Origin of the sequence: Dickeya dadantii NCPPB 898, from assembly GCF_000406145.1 — a bacterium.
Classification (GTDB): Bacteria; Pseudomonadota; Gammaproteobacteria; order Enterobacterales; family Enterobacteriaceae; genus Dickeya; species Dickeya dadantii.
Map to the genome: position 1 here is coordinate 2,257,038 of NZ_CM001976.1, position 17,317 is coordinate 2,274,354.

General features: G+C 56.8%; 15 protein-coding genes. 4 read left to right on the forward strand and 11 right to left on the reverse strand.

What is annotated here, in order from left to right; genetic code table 11:
* Positions 1–261: 261 nt before the first annotated feature.
* The 5 genes from DDA898_RS10420 to DDA898_RS10440 all read right to left on the reverse strand — a co-directional run bounded on the left by DDA898_RS10420 (position 262) and on the right by DDA898_RS10440 (position 5,957).
* Positions 262–1,404 (reverse strand): response regulator, encoded by a 1,143-nt coding sequence (locus DDA898_RS10420; protein ID WP_038911165.1) that lies wholly within the window; start codon positions 1,402–1,404, stop codon positions 262–264.
* Positions 1,397–2,494, reverse strand: a complete 1,098-nt coding sequence (locus DDA898_RS10425) for an HDOD domain-containing protein (RefSeq protein WP_038911166.1) — start codon at positions 2,492–2,494, stop codon at positions 1,397–1,399. The genes DDA898_RS10420 and DDA898_RS10425 overlap by 8 nt, the downstream gene beginning before the upstream one ends.
* Positions 2,485–3,600, reverse strand: a complete 1,116-nt coding sequence (locus DDA898_RS10430; RefSeq protein WP_038911167.1) for a sensor histidine kinase — start codon at positions 3,598–3,600, stop codon at positions 2,485–2,487. The genes DDA898_RS10425 and DDA898_RS10430 overlap by 10 nt, the downstream gene beginning before the upstream one ends.
* A complete protein-coding gene (locus DDA898_RS10435) occupies positions 3,593–4,717 on the reverse strand; it encodes an FIST N-terminal domain-containing protein (RefSeq protein WP_038901141.1) in 1,125 nt (374 codons plus the stop codon). The genes DDA898_RS10430 and DDA898_RS10435 overlap by 8 nt, the downstream gene beginning before the upstream one ends.
* A 901-nt stretch (positions 4,718–5,618) precedes the next feature.
* Positions 5,619–5,957, reverse strand: a complete 339-nt coding sequence (locus DDA898_RS10440) for a YebY family protein (protein ID WP_038911168.1) — start codon at positions 5,955–5,957, stop codon at positions 5,619–5,621.
* Positions 5,958–6,342: 385 nt separating this feature from the next.
* On the opposite strand from DDA898_RS10440, the gene DDA898_RS10445 reads away from it, so the two are divergent.
* Both DDA898_RS10445 and DDA898_RS10450 read left to right on the forward strand, forming a co-directional pair.
* On the forward strand, positions 6,343–6,759 hold the full coding sequence (locus DDA898_RS10445) for a cupin domain-containing protein (protein ID WP_374069511.1): 417 nt from the start codon (positions 6,343–6,345) through the stop codon (positions 6,757–6,759).
* 339 nt (positions 6,760–7,098) lie between these two features.
* Positions 7,099–7,347 (forward strand): GlsB/YeaQ/YmgE family stress response membrane protein, encoded by a 249-nt coding sequence (locus tag DDA898_RS10450; RefSeq protein ID WP_013317833.1) that lies wholly within the window; start codon positions 7,099–7,101, stop codon positions 7,345–7,347.
* A gap of 109 nt (positions 7,348–7,456) precedes the next feature.
* On the opposite strand, the gene DDA898_RS10455 is transcribed toward DDA898_RS10450, so the two are convergent.
* From DDA898_RS10455 to DDA898_RS10470, 4 genes are read right to left on the reverse strand one after another with little or no spacing between them, the layout of a single operon-like run.
* A complete protein-coding gene (locus tag DDA898_RS10455) occupies positions 7,457–9,199 on the reverse strand; it encodes an ABC transporter permease subunit (RefSeq protein ID WP_038911171.1) in 1,743 nt (580 codons plus the stop codon).
* Positions 9,196–10,710, reverse strand: coding sequence for an ABC transporter substrate-binding protein (locus DDA898_RS10460; RefSeq protein ID WP_438830414.1), 1,515 nt, complete (start codon positions 10,708–10,710; stop codon positions 9,196–9,198). The genes DDA898_RS10455 and DDA898_RS10460 overlap by 4 nt, the downstream gene beginning before the upstream one ends.
* Before the next feature lie 26 nt (positions 10,711–10,736).
* A complete protein-coding gene (locus DDA898_RS10465) occupies positions 10,737–11,552 on the reverse strand; it encodes an ABC transporter ATP-binding protein (RefSeq protein WP_038911173.1) in 816 nt (271 codons plus the stop codon).
* Between the two features lie 4 nt (positions 11,553–11,556).
* Positions 11,557–12,360, reverse strand: coding sequence for an ATP-binding cassette domain-containing protein (locus DDA898_RS10470; RefSeq protein ID WP_050570248.1), 804 nt, complete (start codon positions 12,358–12,360; stop codon positions 11,557–11,559).
* A gap of 191 nt (positions 12,361–12,551) precedes the next feature.
* On the opposite strand from DDA898_RS10470, the gene DDA898_RS10475 reads away from it, so the two are divergent.
* Positions 12,552–12,791 (forward strand): hypothetical protein, encoded by a 240-nt coding sequence (locus DDA898_RS10475; RefSeq protein ID WP_152490682.1) that lies wholly within the window; start codon positions 12,552–12,554, stop codon positions 12,789–12,791.
* Positions 12,792–12,809: 18 nt separating this feature from the next.
* Here DDA898_RS10475 and DDA898_RS10480 read toward each other — a convergent pair whose 3' ends face one another.
* Together DDA898_RS10480 and DDA898_RS10485 are read right to left on the reverse strand one after the other, a co-directional pair.
* Positions 12,810–14,084 (reverse strand): YeaH/YhbH family protein, encoded by a 1,275-nt coding sequence (locus tag DDA898_RS10480; protein WP_013317839.1) that lies wholly within the window; start codon positions 14,082–14,084, stop codon positions 12,810–12,812.
* A gap of 36 nt (positions 14,085–14,120) precedes the next feature.
* A complete protein-coding gene (locus DDA898_RS10485; protein WP_013317840.1) occupies positions 14,121–16,055 on the reverse strand; it encodes a PrkA family serine protein kinase in 1,935 nt (644 codons plus the stop codon).
* Between the two features lie 449 nt (positions 16,056–16,504).
* On the opposite strand from DDA898_RS10485, the gene DDA898_RS10490 reads away from it, so the two are divergent.
* The gene (locus DDA898_RS10490) at positions 16,505–17,254 is read left to right on the forward strand and encodes a MipA/OmpV family protein (RefSeq protein ID WP_038911175.1); all 750 of its coding nucleotides are present in this window, start codon (positions 16,505–16,507) and stop codon (positions 17,252–17,254) included.
* Positions 17,255–17,317 lie beyond the last annotated feature (63 nt).

Genomic DNA, 17,317 nt, shown 5'->3' on the forward strand with positions numbered 1-17,317 from the left:
GCTAAACGCTAATTTGAACGCCAGGGAAACGGCCCACTGAGCAATCAGTGGGTTTTTAGCGAATATCAACCGGTCGATTACCGAACGGCCAATAATAATATTATTATTCATTTTCATTGATTGTGATGCCAGACCCGGCGGTTTACTTCAAATGACACCGTACTTCTTGTTCGGCGCCTGTTCACCGGGCATTAGGCTATTCATTGTCGCCAGTTTCCGCTATTTCGGGTTTGGCACATTATGGCTGTATCCCCCATGACGTCACGAAGACGTTGCGGTATCCGGAATTCCACGCACCCTGATTGGCTCCTTAACGGCGTTTGCGGCGAGGAGGTGTTGAAGGGCGGAGATGGCGGTGTCGGTGAGTTCATGGCCCTTGGTGAGAACCATCAAATCGTTGGTGGTGCGGATGTCTTCATCCACCACCCAGCCGGGTTTTAATTCGCAAATGCGCACCGTGCGGGTGCCAGCCACGTTGGAGCGGAAATCAACCAACGCTTTGATGATGTATTCAGGGATAGCAGGCCGCGCCACGCGCAGGATTTCCCTGGGATGTTCCAGACTTAACCCCCGGGCCGCATGGCGTTCCAGTTCCAGAGCGGCGCGCAAGAGGTGAGCGCCGCGGATAACTTCTGTTGGGGCGTTGGACGGGGCAGCCCCGGCCTGATGGCGGATGATCTCGGCTACCCGTTCGAGGCGGGGGATATTCTCCACCAGGCGACCGGCGACCTCCGGGTGCTCCTGAAGGAGTTTTTTCTCGTCCTCCGAGAGGTCGCGCTGGGCTGCATCGGCCTGGACGATATCGGCGGGAATACCCACACAGCCGATTTGGCTCAATGAGGCGGCGATGGTGTATATCCATCCATCGGGCCACTCCAGCTTGGTCAGCGCGTGGCGAACACAAGACTGGGCGAAGGCCGCCCGCTGAAAAGCCCATGGAGCAACCATGGCGAGTACTTCAGTCAGTGTCTTGACCGAGGCGGTGAGGGTGGTTTCCAGTAATTCCTTTTCCGCACAGATGAGACGGTACTGACCAACGGCGTCGTTAAGCGCCGCAACCAGTTCCTCTTTGGGGCACGGTTTGCAGAGGTAGCGAAAGATGGCCCCTTTGTTGATGGCTGCGATGGAGGATTCCACATCGGCCTGCCCGGTGAGGAGGATACGCACGCTGCCGGGGGAGATTTCTCGCGCTTTGGCGAGGAAGGTGGCGCCGTCCATGCCAGGCATGCGCATGTCGGACATGATCACGGCAAAACGCTTGCCCCAGCGAACGGCGTCCAGGCCGGCTTCACCGCTGTGAGCCACCACGACGTCGAATTCGCCAAAGAGGTTTCGTTCCATCGCAGCGAGTACATTGGGTTCGTCGTCTACGCACAATACCCGGGGTAAGGCAGTTTCAGTCATCGAGAGTTTCCTGAGTGTGGGCGAGCATATCCTGCCACTGTGGCAGTTTGTTCAGCACGCCGGTTTGTTCAAGATAGTTCAGGTCCGGGGCGCTGTTATTGGCCAGAGCGACCGCTACATGCACCGCACCAATCGCACCAAAGGTTTTATCCGCGGAACGGGAGGGATGTGTTTGACAGGCGACAACTTCCACGATGTCCATAGGTAAACCCCACAGCGCCAGCAGATACGCGCCTACTGCGGCGTGTATTGGGGTGTTGTCGCGAGTCGTGGTTGCCTCGTTGTCAGACTCCCTCAGCTCGGGGATAAGCAGCGCAATGTTAGCGAGTAGGGCCGCGGTCGGCTCCAGTCCCTGATGGCCGGAGATGCTGGCGGCCAGGGTTGAGGCGAGCAGCGCGCGTTGTTGCAGCCGATCCACATAAGGGTCGAGCTTCGCGTCCGCAAAGACCTGAGACGCCAGAACAAGCAGTTGCACCTGATCCAGACCCAGATGGGTGATGGCGTTTCCGATGTCATTAATGCGACCGCCTCTGGCGAAATAGGCCGAATTAGCAAGCTGCATAATCTTGGCGCTCAGCGCAGGGTCACTGCCCAGCAGTTCGGCGATGTGTCGGATATCGCTGCCGGGGTTGGCAATGAGACGGCATACTTCGATGAACACTTTGGGGGACGCCGGCAGCCGGCTGGTGCGGCCTACTATCTCGACCACCGCTGGGTCCTGGAACATGTCGCGCAGGGCCAGAGCGCTTCCTACCATCTCCAGCAGCACCGTGCTGTCACAGGGTTTGGATACAAACCGGTGGGCGACGTCCACCATACGCACGGTGGCATCGGGTTCAGAATAGCCGGACAGGATGATGCGTATGGTGCCGGGCCAGCGGTCGCGTACTTGAGTAAGTAATTCAGCGCCATCCATGAAGGGCATTCGCATGTCGGATACCACCACGTCGGCCGGCTTTTCCTCCAGCATCGCAAGTGCCTCCTGGCCGCTATTGGCGAAGCGGCATTCCCATTCGGTGTCTTGCATCATGAGGGCCCGCTCAATACCGGAGAGCACCCGACTTTCGTCATCGACGAACATCACTTGCATGCGGGGCAATCCTCTTTGTGGCAGTGAAGGGGCAGTTGCAGGATGAATGTCGTCCCCACGCCGTCTTCAGACTCGCAACGGATCAGCCCGTCATGTTTGTCCACCACGGTCGAATAGACAATCGCGAGCCCCTGACCCGTGCCTTTGCCTACTGCCTTGGTCGTGAAGAAGGGATCGAAAATGCGGTCGCGGATCCCCGCAGGAATGCCGCCTCCGTCGTCTTTGACTCGGATCTCCATATACTCGCCGTCCCGCGCCGCGGATATGATGATGCGCCCTTTCTCCCGGATGCCTTCCTGGATGGTATCAGCGATGGCATGGGCGGCGTTCACCACCAGATTGATAATGGCCTGGCCGATCATGTCGCGCAGACACGGCAGTTGCGGCAAGTCGTCCTCGAAGCTGGTTTCAAGTTCCGCTACGTATTTCCATTCGTTGCGGGCGACGGTCACCGTGGTGTTGATGACCTCGCGCACATCCACCAATTCCTTCTCGCTGTGAGAGGGGTGGGAGAATTCCTTCATGGCGGCCACGATCTTGGCGATATGACCAAGTCCTTCCAGCGATTCGTCTAAGGCGTTTGGGATCTGGCGGCGCAGAAAATCCAGTTTAGTGCGCTTGAGAACGGCGTCGAACTCCGCCATCACGGGCTCATCAGCCATTTTCCCGCGTGCGGCATCGGCCAACGCCAGCGCGGAGTCCAACAGGCTTAGCAGGGAAACGGTGGCCGTTTTAACGAAACCCACATTGTCGGAAACGTACTGGGTTGGCGTGTTGATCTCGTGGGCGATACCGGCGGCGAGCTGGCCGATGGATTCCATCTTCTGAGCCTGTAGTAACTGAGCCTGGGTGAAGCGCAACTCGGTCAGCGTTTTTTCTAACTCCTGGCGCTCGTTCTCTAACTCCAGGGTCTTGCGGGCGACCACCTTCTCCAGACCCACGTTTTGCTCCAGGATGGCAAAAGGCGTAGCGTGGCTGTGTCTGGCTTCTTGTGCGATGCGGCGCTTGAGGACTTCGATGGTCTTGTCCCGGGCGGTGAGCTTGCGCTGGTATTCGGCGGTGGACAAACCGCTGGCGGACGCTTCGGAAAATGTTCCTTCAGTCAACGTTCGGTCCTCCAATGGCGATACCTGTGAAAGTTTGGTTCACGTGCAACCCGTTATATTGCTCGCCGTAGGTGGAAAAACCGATTACCCGGTTCTGCGCCATTACGCTGCCGATCTGCTGTTCAAGCCCTTCCTGTTCGAACTGGAGTCGGCGCAGGATGCAATCACAGCCGATGATTACCGCCGGTTCAGGGATCGTCTCGCGGACTTTGTCAAAGGCCTGTCTGAGGGTTTGGACCGGGTCCTCCGCTTTGCCGATGGCGACGATCAGTCCCTCCTCGATGGCGCAGTAGCAAGTGAGAGAAAGATCGTCGTTCCACTTCTGTATGGAACGGACGTAGGGTTCATCGCCGAAGGAGAGCATCAGCGGATTACGGGAAAATACGGTCGGCGTCAATTCGTTCACCGTAAGACCCAGAGCTTCAGCGTAAACCTGAGCGGCAGGTTCGCCGTTTATCTCCAGGATGAGCCGCTTCTCCGGATCGGCCTCGGTGATGACTAGCTCTATCTCGCTGGGTTCGAAGTGTTGGACCTTAAAGGTGGTGACGGGGGAATGCGTCTCGATAACGGCGAATACGGCGGCGTCGGAAATAAACCGCCCATTTCCATCATAGACATGCGTCTTTTCGAAACGCAGGTCATCGCCAGCGGAGCCGCCGATTATAGGAACGTTGCCGATCTGCTGGTAGAGGTTCGCTACCAGACGTTCTTCGACCATAGAGAGGCCGTCGACCAGCAGCAGACCAAAGCGATGCAGGTTCGGTCTGGCCTCGCTATCGCGGCGAATGGCTTCGGCGATATCGGCCACGACCGCGGTATAGTTAACCAAAGGTTGAATCATAAAGGAGTGGATGCGAAAGCCGCCGCCTAATCCTAGACCCAACAGTCCGGAGTGCTGGAAGCCTTCGGTGCCAATCTGACCAGAGGACGTACAACCTATACAGGGACAGGAGAAGGTGTTCTTCAACTCCCGGCCCAGAACCTCCAGGTCGTAGTCTGGGGAGCAGAAGAAAATGACGGTATCGATGCCTTCATGACCAATCTGGTTGGCAAATTCGGCGACAGCCTGGACCGGATCCGGCGATTCGCTACTGGCATATTTGGGTTGGACATTCATGGCGAGTTCTCCCGATGCTAAGCAGAAACCTTCGCCTGCGCTCCTGCATTCTTCAGTTACCCTCTGTCAGTATCCTTCTGTCGGTTATCCCTCTCCAGAGAGGTTAGGTGGCGGTGGTGCAAATAGCAAATATGCAGAATTTTATCTTATCTATAAGTACCCACAGGGCTGCCAGCTGTCGTCATCCTGCGGATGTACGCTGGCGGTAAAAAAGCTCAGCGCAGCCAGCCAGGAGAGAGCCCCCCATGCGACCAGACGGGGCACCCACGCGAATAGTCAGGCGCTCCGGCCCGTCGCTAATCCCACGCATTTATCCACCGTCACGAAAATAGCGAATGGTAATGTTCTCTAAACAGTACTCAACCGGTACACGTGATCAACGCTGAACACGCGGTGGCTACTGAGAGAGGCTGACGACGTTTATCCCGTCAGGTCGGCGAGCGCTGCGTTATCTGCATTGCGGGCACTGATTGAGGTGCTGATTGGGGATAGGTTATTCGCGTCATTTGGCTTGAATTTTTTTGTTACATCCTTGTTATTGAAAAGCCATTAGCATCAAGGAATTGCAGGTTATATTTACATCGGGTACGGAATGTCGGGTCAATTTCGGGTATTTTGGGGCTGAACAATATTTTTTAAAATCAATGATATAAAAAAAGACCGAACACGATTCCTGTGCCCGGTCTAGGGAAATGGCTCTTGGGAGAGAGCCGTGCGCTAAAAGTTGGCATTTGTTGCAGGCTGCATCGCAGCCCGCACTTTAAGCGTAGACGACTCACTTTCGTTTTCCAGTCTGGCCCGGTTTTTGACAGCCAATACTGAAACAATCTGTACACTTTGTGACAACCAGCGCAAACCCGCGTATTCGTGATCCACTCTCTCTTCCGGAGTGCTATATGCGCTACTGACAGAGGTCTTTGGCCCGGTCGATAAAGGGTTGCAGACTCATTTTTTGTCCCGGATTCTGCGGGTCATCCAGAAGAAGGGTCTCCAGCGGACGAGCGTTCACCTTGCCGGTGTTGACCTGCTCACGCGCCACGTCATTGAGCGGGTATTGCACCAGCGTACTGGGATTGATCACGTACATTGTATGGCCAGGCCGACAGATCAACTGAACTTCTTCGCGGTTGAATGCCCAGCGCGGGCCATATTCCAGCTTGCTCAGGTTCGCCAGTTGTGGCGCGGCCAACGCCTGAACCGACAGCACAGCGACAATAAGCGACAGCACTACTTTTTTCATTGTGATATTCCATGTAAAGCTCCCTGGCGGGAGATGACCTCAGGTCTACCGTCGGGCGAGGCGATACACGTCACGAAGAGACGACGAGTCGCAGGCCCGCAAGAGCGATCATAACGGCCGGGTCTGATGAAGTCGAGTCGGCCAACGCGTTACATTGTTCAAAACGTGAGCGTTTTGTCCTGCGGCGCGAATTATTTTGGGTATATCTTCATCGTTATTGTCTATTGAACAAATAGATATATTCAAAATGTGTATTTGTTTACCTGACAAATAATTCTCGTATAATTCACGGCGAAATTTTTAAAGAGATGACTAGTGGTCATTGGGACGTTAAATTAAACAGGATGTTGAGGCGGTAATGCGTAAATTTAAAATATTTCTATTCATGGCAATAGTATCGTTGATGTCGTTGAAAGGCATCGCGGAAACGTCAACCACGCTTTCTCGTATCCCGGCAATTAAGCTCATTACTACACCGGATAACCATTCGGCTTATCTGAAAGGCAGCATTCCTGCGCTGGAGAAAATACCCTCACAAAAATTCTGGGTTAATAATTCGGTTGAAGAGTGGGAAAAAAACACGCATCCGGCGCCGAGAAAGCAATATGTCATTACGTTGAAAGGTAAGCTGAAATTCAAAGTTAGTGACGGTTCTACATTTATCCTGTCGCCGGGAACGGTTCTGCTGGCTGAGGATATCAACGGTGAAGGACATAGCTGGGAACTGATGGAAGGCGATGAGTGGGTCAGGGTCTATATTCCGATGACCGATGATCATGATTATTTTGTTGCCGATAAATAATCTTCTCTTACCTATTACAGGTAGATAAATATTGCCGCCATCCGTGCCGATACGGATAACAGAGGTGCTCTGAATGATTGTTCGGGCGCTTTTTTATTTCCGGTAAAAGAGCGTGGTTATTCTGCTGTTTGGCTCGACTGTCAAGTTGCTGTCACCCCCTCTTGATATTATTTATTTTACCGAGCTGCGGTGTTGAGTCATGAGCGCCAGAGGTGGCGTAAGACGTCGCGGCAAAGTAAGCGAGGTATCTTATGCTACGCTTTTATAGGTATAGACCTTCGCGGTTACACATCATTATTGTGGAACACCGCCTAATGCGCGACTGACAGAGAGGACACAATGGGAATTGTTTCATGGGTTATTTTCGGTCTCATTGCCGGTATTTTGGCAAAGTGGATCATGCCGGGCAGAGATGGCGGTGGTTTTTTCATGACCGTATTACTGGGCGTGGTCGGTGCGGTGGTCGGCGGCTGGATCAGCACGTTCTTTGGTTTTGGCAAAGTCGATGGCTTTAATATCGGCAGCTTTGCAGTGGCGGTAGTCGGCGCCATTGTGGTGTTATGGGTTTATCGTAAAGTGCGTGACTGAGGTGACGCCCGACAGTCTCTTTCCATGACCGCGCTTTTGCCCGCCCTGACCGGGCCAGGCGCTATCCAATAACATCAGGTTGTGCGGTATGCACAACCTGATGTTGCCTTTAGCGTCGTGACCATTGGCTGAGCGAAACAGCCAGTACCGACAGCAGAATCAATGCGAAAACCGGCGGCAATACCGTCCAGAAGGCGCGTTCGACATAGGGCATGCCTTCCGCCAGTACGCGTCCCCATTCCAGCGTCGGCGGTTGTTCGCCTAATCCCAGAAAGCCCAGCGATGCCAGCGCTAGCGCGATGCCGGGCAGGCGTAGCATCGCGTGGCGGGTGACCGGCCCAATCAGCGCCGGAATAACATAGCGTATCAGACAGCTAAAACGGCTCATGCCAAACAGCGGCGTGATGCGAATATAGGGTTGGGCGGTGATTTCGGTCACCAGTGACGCGGTATGCGCCGCCAGCGGCGCCCAGGCAACCAGCACAACGGCAAGTGCCGCGCCTGATGTTGAGGGGCCGTACAATGCAGCGACCACCATGCCGGCGATCACCGGCGGCATGGCGTTGGCCACCTCGGCCGGGCCGCTGAGCAGGTGAGGACACAACCCGAGAAGCAGGCCGAGCAACAGGCAGCAGAGCGTCACCGCCAGCGCGGTGAACAGGGTGGATAACGCGCCGTGCGCGACCCTGGCCAGCATGTCGCGGCCCGTGGCGTCGGCGCCGAACGGCAATGACCAATCAGGCGGCTGCAGACGGGCAAAGTCGGAAGCGAAGGGATCGCGCGACAGGCCGGTAAGTACTATCGCCGCCAGCAACAGCGTGATGAGCAACGGCAAGCGATAATGACGGCGCGTCACCTGAATGGCGCCGGCGGGCGTAGAGAGGAAGCCGTTTTTCAGCGCATGACCAAGCAGACAGCGGCGCAGCAGCGCCGAACCCATCCCCGCGATCGCCGCGATAGCCAGCAGAATCAGCACGCCACATTGCAATGCCGGCAGATCCTGAGCCGCCGCCGCTCCTAACGTTGCCCGTCCCAGACCGGGAATGGCGAACACCTTTTCTACCGCGACCGCGCCTCCGGTTAGCCCGACCAGCACCAGACTGACCTGCGGCAGAATAGCGGGCAGAGCGCGACGAACGACGCCCAGCAGGCAGTCACGGCGGGAAATGCCGGCCATATGCCAGGTCAGCAGCCAGGGCTCGCTGAATGTGGCGGTCAACGCATCGCTGAACAGTTTACCCAGCAGGCCGCCTGCCGGAATGCCCAGCGCCAGCGCGGGCAGAATCAGGTGTTGCCATGATTGCCAGCCATAAGGCGGCAACAGTTTCAGCCAGACCGCGCCGACGATCAGCAGGAACGACGCCAGCAGAAACTCCGGCATGGCGATGAACGCGGTGGCGAGTGCACCGCTGCTGCGCCGGTTATCGCCGCTCAGCCCGCGTTGCAGAGTGGGCCAACTCAGTAGCATAGCCAGCAGGAACGCCACCGCCAATGCCGCCAGCATCAGTGTGAGCGACACGCCTGCGGCCTCCAACATACCGGGCAACACCGGTTTGCCGGATACCCAGGACAGGCCGGCATCGCCGTGCAATAAACCGCTTAACCAGTTCTTCAAGAACGCCCACGGCCCCTGCGCCAGCCCCAGATGCTGACGAATGGCATCCAGCGCTTCCACTGTTGCCTCCTGCTCGCTGGAACGGGCGCGCAGCAGACTGAGCGCCGGGTCGGCGTCAGACAACCAGGGCAGCAGCCCGATCAACACGATCAGGGTCAGGGCGGTCAGCAGGCGTGATGCCATGACCAGCAGCGAGGGTCGCAGTGTTGCAGGCAACTGAAACCGCGAATTGCTCATGGCTTGGCCGGCGCTCCATCGATGTGGGTCTGTACGTCGATCAGGGTGCGTTCACGCGGGTCCCGGATAGCCTGCCGCAAGCGGGCGGATTCACCCTGAATCACCCGTTCGTGCAGCAGCGGAATGGCAGCGTTAGTCGCCAGAATCAGATGTTCGGCGGCCATGATCGCCTGGCGTCGCGCCTCTCCGGCAGGGGTGGCGGCAGCCTGTTTCAGCGCGTCGTCCACTTCTGGATCACACAGTTGCGAAATATTGAATGAGCCTTTGCAGGAAAAATCGCTATACAGGTAAGCCACCGGATCGCCGGAATCCAGCACGGTGGCGCGAGATAAAATAAAGGCATCGAAGTGGCCGGCCAGCGCATCCGCCTCTATCTGCGAATATTCGCGGACCTCCTGCTTAACCGTGAAGCCGGCGGCGGTTAACTGTTGGGCCAGATAAACCGCCACTTCCGGTAGTTCTGCCCGGTCGCTGAAGGTTGCCAGCGTGATCGTCGCGCCATTCGGGGAACGGGCTGCGGTGGGCGCCGCCACCGGCTGACGCAGTGCGGCGGCCCATTGTACCGCCGGGCCAAGCAGCCCGACCGCCACGTCGGCCCGGTTTTCATACACGTTTTTGACCAGAATGTCGCGGCGGATGGCATCACGCGCCGCGGCCCGCAGGCCCGGATCGCTGAAAACGCCGCGCCGGGTGTTGAGGTACAGCGTGTTGGTACGCGGCATCGGCACCTCATGCACCAGCGCTGGGTCCAGCAGCGGCGCTTGCGAAACCGGTATCGCTTCCACCAAATCGGCCGTGCCGGTGCGTAATGCGGCGGTACGGGCGGCGCTGTCCGGGACGAAATCGACATCAATACCCGGCGCCGTGGCTTTGCTGCCCCAGTAACCGTCAAAACGTTCCAACCGGGCGCTGCTGGTGCCGTTAACCTGCGTCAGAACGAACGGACCGGTACCGGTTTTGACCGGGCTGACCACGCCGTTGGCGCCGTAGGCGGCGGGTGAGAGTAGGGTTAACTGAGGGCTGGACAAACGCTGTGGCAACAACGGGTCGCGGGTGGCGGTTTTAATTTGCACGGTGCGCGCGTCTTCCGCCGTTATACTCAGCGTCACGCCGTCAAGGATACGTGGTTTCGGCGTGGCGCGGGTGGCGGCGGTCAGGGCGTTGACCACGGCGCTGGCGTTGAAGTCGCTGCCGTCGTGAAATTTGACGCCGTCGCGCAGGGTAAAGCGCCAGGTTAGCTCGTCGAGCTGTTGCCAGTGGGTTGCCAGTGCGGGTTGCGCATCGCCGTTGGCATCAAGCACTACCAGCGTTTCGCCGGCGCGCCAGCGCGACAGCTTGAACGCATCATCGCTGAATGGCGACAGCGCTGAACGCGGCGGCAGCAGCATCGCCAGACGAATACGCGACGAGTCCGCACCGGTGGCGGTGGGCTCCGGTTTGTCAAAACAAGCGGTGAGCAACAGGGTGGATGCCAGCGTGGCAGCCACCTTCAGAGAAGGGGAGCGAAACATACGCATTCCTTATGGTATTGAAAAGATCAATCAAAAGCCGGCAACGTCGGTACGGCCGCCAGCAATGCCTGAGTATGAAAATGGAATGGCTCAGCGAGCAGTTCGGGCAGCGGACGGTCTTCCACCAGACTGCCGTTGTACATCACCAATACCCGCTGGCAGAGTGCCGCCACGACCGACAGGTCATGGGAAACCAGCAATAATCCCATGCCGTGACGGCGCGACAGCGTATCGAGCAGCGTGGTGATTTGCTGGCGCAGCGGCAGGTCGAGCCCACTCACCGGTTCGTCCGCCAGCAGAAACGCCGGGCGTAGCGCAATGGCTCTGGCAATAGCGACACGCTGGGCCTGACCGCCGGATAGCGACTCGGCCCGCTGATGCAGCAGGGTTAACGGCAGGTCGACTTGCTCCAGCACGTCACAGACCGTCTGTTTCAGGTTTTCCGTCATCCCCAGTTGCCGCAGTGGTTCGGCGATCAGCGCGCATACCGAGGCGTGCGGCGCCAGCGATCCCGCTGGATCCTGCGGGATGTACTGCACCAGCCGTCGATACCAGCGCAACCGGGATACGCGATCCGGGCGTACCTCGCGCCCCTGATAATGCACCGTGCCCTGATCCGGCGACTCCAGCGCCAGTAGAATTTTCAGCAGAGTGGATTTGCCGCAGCCGGATGCGCCCACCAGCGCCACGCGTTCTCCCGCATGAAGGTCGAGACTGACGTGTTGTAGAGACGGGGTAGCCGTTGCCCGACGCGTAAACACACCCGCCGTTCGATAATGGTGGCTGACCTGATTGAGCTGTAAAAAAGGGGCTTCACTCAGCATGCTAGAGGTGTGGCGCATAACATTAACTGGCCTGTGCGCATGGTGCGAACGGCGTGCGGCTCTGGCGGGAAAAGGCAGCGCCGGCGGATGCCTGACGCGCCGCCGATACCAGCGCACGGGTATAAGAATGGCGAGGATGCGTCAGCAACCGGCGCATTTCGCCTTGCTCGACCAACCGGCCGTTTTCCATTACCAGCGCGCGCTGGCAGATCATGGCCGCCACCGTGATGTCGTGGGTGATGAACAGCAGGCTGGTGTGCGGAGATTGGTGCAGCCTGGCCAACAGGGTGTGCAGTACCTGCGCCTGAGTGACCACGTCCAGCGCCGTAGTGGGTTCATCGGCGATCAATAGTGGACGTTCACACAGTAATGCCAGCGCAATACACAGGCGCTGACGCTGACCGCCGGATAGCTCGCCGGGGTAGCGCGCGAGCACGGCGTGCGGATCGGCAAAGCCGACCGATCGCAGTAAATCCGGCAGCGATCGATGCGTCGACTGGCGTTTTAGCGCCATGCGCAGTTGCGCTTCAATAGTAAATAACGGGTTTAGCGATGTGGCCGAATCCTGAAAAATGGCCGCCGGGCGTTCATCTGGCGGACGCCGCGACAACGGCAATCCCGCCACGTCGTGGCCCTGAAGACGAATGCTGCCGCTGAGTTGACTACCGATAGGCAACGCGCCCAGCAGGCAACGCGCCGTCAGGGATTTGCCGGAACCGGAGCCGCCCAGCAGGCAAACGCGCTCACCGGGCGCGAGGGAGAAACTGACGTCATGAATCTTGCGGCTCCCATTGATAGAAAGTGTTAACTGCCTGACATCCAGCACACGGCGCTCCGAAAATGTGAAAATTTATTGCAGTGATGTTTATGTTATAACATAACATTTCAAATAAAAACCCTTATTAAAGAGGGGAAAGGTGTGGGAAGCGGTATTCCTGATGCCATCCACGGCTGGCGCAGCGGGGCGTAAGAGGCGGTCAGGCAGCGGCGATGCGCGGATAGATGCGCGGATATAAAGTGGCGATCTTCTTGTTGCATGCGCGCGGATACCTGACGCAGAACACGGTTGGTATCCTGACGGAAAGCGTCATCGTCGTCAGTGAGGCTGGCTGCGGTGTTTCCGTGCCGGATAGCGCCCCGGTCTTCGGCGGAAAGGCGCGGTTTAACGGTGGAACTCATGGCGACATAGCCGCCGGTAATACAGACACCGGTAAACAGGGAAGACACCACACAGAAGGGAAAACAGCCAGCGCGTGAACAGCTGGCTGCGGCAGGTTAGTTGTCGACGGTTTGTTTGTGGAAGATTTCTCGGAAGACAGGGTAGATATCGTCCTGATCGCGAATATGTTGCATGGCGAAATTGTCAAAGCTGTTCTGCAACATCTCATATTCCCGCCACAGCGTCTGGTGTGAGCGACGGGTAATTTCGATGTAGCTGTAGTAACGCACCGCCGGCAGCAGGTGAGTGGCGAGCAATTCACGGCAAAGCGGCGAGTCGTCCGCCCAGTTGTCGCCATCGGAAGCCTGCGCGGCGTAAATGTTCCATTGCGCAGGATCGTAGCGTTCTTTGACCACGTCCTCCATCAGTTTCAGGGCGCTGGAGACAATCGTGCCGCCGGTTTCCTGAGAGTAGAAGAACTCCTGCTCATCCACTTCCTTAGCCTGCGTATGGTGGCGGATATACACCACTTCTACGTTTTTGTAGGTACGGCTCAGGAACAGATACAGCAGGATGTAGAAACGTTTGGCGATGTCCTTGGTGGCCTGATCCATCGAACCGGACACGTCCATCAAGCAGAACATCACCGCCTGGCTTGACGGTTCCGGCCGGCGCTCGTAGTTCTTGTAACGCAGATCGAAGGTATCGATAAACGGTACGCTGGCGATGCGCTGGCGCAGCTCGGCGATTTCCTGCCGCAGTCGCTCCTCCTCCAGCAACTGTACCGGCTCGGTGTTTTCCAGTAACGCCAGATCTTCTTCCCGCTGGTGAAGTTCGCGCCGTTTACCGGCGGTCATCGCCATGCGGCGCGCCAGCGAGTTCTGCAGCGAACGCACCACGCTGATGTTGGCGGGGACGCCATTGGCGGTGTACCCCGCACGGTGGGTTTTGTATTCGTTGAGTTGCCGGTGTTCGGTTTTTTTCAGGTTGGGCAGCGCCAGATCCTCGAACAGCAGGTCAAGATACTCGTCTTTGGATATCTGGAACACGAATTCATCCTGACCTTCGCCATCCTGGCTGGCGTCGCCCTGGCCGGATCCGCCGCCTCCGCCACCCTGCGGCCGCTCGATCTTGTCGTTCTGCACAAAGTGGTCGTTACCGGGGTGTACCCGGTGACGAATCCCTCCGCGGCCCTGATGGAACATCGGTTCACTGATATCTGAATTGGAGATCGAGATAGACTCTCCGTTTTCCACGTCGGTAACCGAACGCTTGTTGATGGCCCCGGCAATCGACTGTTTTATTTGCGACTTGTAGCGGCGCAAAAAACGCTGGCGGTTAACCGCGCTTTTGTTTTTGCCGTTCAAACGCCGATCAATGAAATAGGCCATGTTTCCCCCAAACGACATGCCTGTCGATGTACGGCATCAGGATGACTTCCTCACACGCAGGTACCATTCGCACAGCAAACGCACCTGTTTGCGGGTGTAGCCTTTTTCCATCATGCGATCGACAAAGTCGTCGTGTTTTTTCTGCTCTTCCGTCGACGTTTTGGTGTTGAACGAAATCACCGGCAGCAGCTCTTCGGTATTGGAGAACATCTTTTTCTCAATGACCGTACGCAGCTTTTCATAGCTGGTCCAGTTCGGATTGCGGCCGCTGTTGCTGGCGCGGGCGCGCAACACGAAGTTGACGATCTCGTTGCGGAAGTCTTTCGGGTTGCTGATACCCGCCGGTTTTTCGATTTTCTCCAGTTCGGCGTTCAGAGACTCGCGGTCAAACAGCTGGCCGGTGTCCGGATCACGGTATTCCTGATCCTGAATCCAGAAGTCGGCATAGGTCACGTAGCGATCAAAAATGTTCTGACCGTATTCCGAGTAGGATTCAAGGTAGGCGGTCTGGATTTCCTTACCGATAAACTCAGCGTATTTCGGAATCAGGTAGCCTTTCAGGTGCTCCAGGTATTTTTCCGCCACGTCCTGCGGGAATTGTTCCCGCTCAATCTGCTGTTCCAGCACGTAAAACAGGTGAACCGGGTTGGCCGCCACTTCGCTGTGATCAAAGTTGAACACACGGGAGAGGATCTTGAAGGCGAAACGGGTGGAAAGCCCTTTCATACCTTCGTCGACGCCGGCGTAATCACGGTACTCTTGATACGACTTGGCCTTCGGGTCGGTATCCTTCAGGCTTTCGCCATCGTATACCCGCATTTTGGAGTAGATACTGGAATTTTCCGGATCTTTCAGCCGCGACAGAATCGAAAAGCGCGCCAGCGTTTCCAGCGTGCCGGGGGCGCAGGGCGCGCGGCTCAGCTCACTGTTTACCAACAGTTTGTCGTAAATTCTGACCTCTTCGGAAACGCGCAGGCAGTAAGGCACTTTGACGATGTAGACACGGTCAAGGAACGCCTCGTTATTTTTGTTGTTGCGGAACTGCACCCATTCCGATTCGTTGGAGTGGGCAAGAATAATGCCGTTGAACGGCAGGGCGGCGATACCTTCGGTGCCGTTATAGTTACCTTCCTGCGTCGCGGTCAGTAACGGGTGGAGCACCTTGATCGGCGCTTTGAACATTTCCACAAATTCCATCACGCCCTGGTTGGCCCGGCACAGCGCGCCGGAGTAACCATAGGCGTCCGGGTCATTCTGGGCGAAATGCTCCAGCTTACGAATGTCCACCTTCCCGACCAGCGCGGAAATGTCCTGATTGTTTTCATCGCCCGGTTCGGTTTTGGCGATAGCCAACTGGGCCAGAATGGACGGCCATACCTTGACGACGCGGAATTTGGTGATGTCGCCGCCGAATTCCTGCAGCCGTTTGGCCGCCCAGGGCGACATGATGGTGCCCAGATAGCGGCGCGGGATACCATATTCTTTATCCAGAATCGAGGCATCTTCCAGCGGGTTAAACAGGCTGAGCGGATGGTCGTTGACCGGGCTGCGCTCGCCGTTAGCGCTCAGAATGTAGATAGGAACGCGTTGCATCAGCGATTTCAACCGTTCAGCCAGCGAAGATTTACCGCCACCCACCGGCCCCAGCAGATAGAGAATTTGTTTTTTCTCTTCAAGCCCTTGTGCGGCGTGTTTCAGGTAGGAGACGATTTGTTCGATGGCTTCTTCCATACCATAGAACTCTTCGAACGCAGGGTAGCGGGCAATTACCCGGTTGGAAAATAAACGAGACAGACGCGGTTCCAAAGCGGTGTCGACCATAACAGGTTCACCGATAGCCATTAACAATCGCTCAGCGGCGTTCACATACGCACTGCGATCCTGCTGGCAGATGGTAAGGAACTCTTGCAGAGTGAACTCTTCGTCTTTGGCAGCGTCGTAACGCTGGCGATAATGATCAAATATGTTCATAGCGTTGCCCGTCCTTCGTCGATTAACACAGAGTAAGAGAGCGAATGATATGTTACAGCCTGTTTAATGGATGGCTCTCCCGGAAGAAGACCGCTTACTGAGATACAGCAACCCTTATGCCAACTTTGGCTGGCGGGAAAGGGTGGACAACCGGCGCCCGGCTACACTCAGCGGAAATCCTCCTCCTTGTTTAAAGCGTAGTTTGCATCCATAAAATTTCCTCTATTCTTTCGTCGCATTTTTAAGATATTTCAATGACTCACTTCGGCGCGGCGGCTCGCAACCGGCTTTTTTATCTGCCAATGCAGCCCTGATGCGGGGTGCCAGCAGGCAGACGAAATCGTTATAACTTATGTATCTTTCACATTAATGTGATGTATGTAGGACTCCGGCGCTGCTATCCTGCTGGAAGTGATCAAATACGTAACACTGAATGGGAACCGACAATCGTGAAAAATTGCGTATTAACTTTCTTAACGGCAGCGCTGGCCGGAACGGCGGCGGCTCCGGCAGCCTTTGCGGACGAGTTCGCTCTGGGGCTGGGCGCGGTCGGCGAAACCCCGCTATACCGTGGCGATAGCGGTCATGTTTATGCTTTTCCGATGGTGACTTATGAAAGCGAGAGCTTTTATCTGCGCGGCCTGCAGGGCGGGTATTATCTGTGGAATGACGCGCAGAACAAGCTGTCGCTGACGGCGTATTACAACCCATTCGGCTTCAAGCCGGGCGATAGCGATGATAGCCAGATGAAGCAGCTTGAGCGTCGGCGCGGTACGCTGATGGCGGGGTTATCCTATCGTTACGATGCGCAATGGGGTACCTTGCGCACCTTGCTGGCCGGCGACACGCTGGATTACAGCAACGGCCTGGTGTGGGACTCCGCCTACCTTTACCGCTTCAACGACGGCGACTGGAGCCTGACGCCGGGCGTGGGGATTACCTGGTCGAGCGAAAACCAGAATCGCTACTATTATGGCGTCACCGGCGACGAATCGGCCCGCTCCGGATTGCGCGATTATCAGCCGGATGATGGCTGGTCGCCATATGTCGAACTTAACGCCGGCTACAAAATCAATACCAGTTGGAGTACCTGGGTCAGCGGGCGCTATATCCGGCTGTCGGATGAGATCAAAAGCAGCCCGATGGTCGATAAAAGCTATAACCTGATGCTGGGAGGCGGTGTCAGTTATACCTTCTGAAGCGAATTGCGTGGTGATTGTGCATCGGCTGCACAAAAATGGGGTGGATTCACCCCATTTGCA

Excerpts from the sequence above, each read along its gene's own strand:
- DDA898_RS10485 (WP_013317840.1), bottom strand. The coding sequence starts at position 16,055 with ATGAACATATTTGATCATTATCGCCAGCGTTACGACGCTGCCAAAGAC.
- DDA898_RS10455 (WP_038911171.1), bottom strand. The coding sequence starts at position 9,199 with ATGAGCAATTCGCGGTTTCAGTTGCCTGCAACACTGCGACCCTCGCTG.
- DDA898_RS10440 (WP_038911168.1), bottom strand. The coding sequence starts at position 5,957 with ATGAAAAAAGTAGTGCTGTCGCTTATTGTCGCTGTGCTGTCGGTTCAG.
- DDA898_RS10450 (WP_013317833.1), top strand. The coding sequence starts at position 7,099 with ATGGGAATTGTTTCATGGGTTATTTTCGGTCTCATTGCCGGTATTTTG.
- DDA898_RS10425 (WP_038911166.1), bottom strand. The coding sequence starts at position 2,494 with ATGCAAGTGATGTTCGTCGATGACGAAAGTCGGGTGCTCTCCGGTATT.
- DDA898_RS10445 (WP_374069511.1), top strand. The coding sequence starts at position 6,343 with ATGGCAATAGTATCGTTGATGTCGTTGAAAGGCATCGCGGAAACGTCA.
- DDA898_RS10480 (WP_013317839.1), bottom strand. The coding sequence starts at position 14,084 with ATGGCCTATTTCATTGATCGGCGTTTGAACGGCAAAAACAAAAGCGCG.
- DDA898_RS10420 (WP_038911165.1), bottom strand. The coding sequence starts at position 1,404 with ATGACTGAAACTGCCTTACCCCGGGTATTGTGCGTAGACGACGAACCC.
- DDA898_RS10465 (WP_038911173.1), bottom strand. The coding sequence starts at position 11,552 with ATGCGCCACACCTCTAGCATGCTGAGTGAAGCCCCTTTTTTACAGCTC.
- DDA898_RS10435 (WP_038901141.1), bottom strand. The coding sequence starts at position 4,717 with ATGAATGTCCAACCCAAATATGCCAGTAGCGAATCGCCGGATCCGGTC.
- DDA898_RS10460 (WP_438830414.1), bottom strand. The coding sequence starts at position 10,710 with ATGTTTCGCTCCCCTTCTCTGAAGGTGGCTGCCACGCTGGCATCCACC.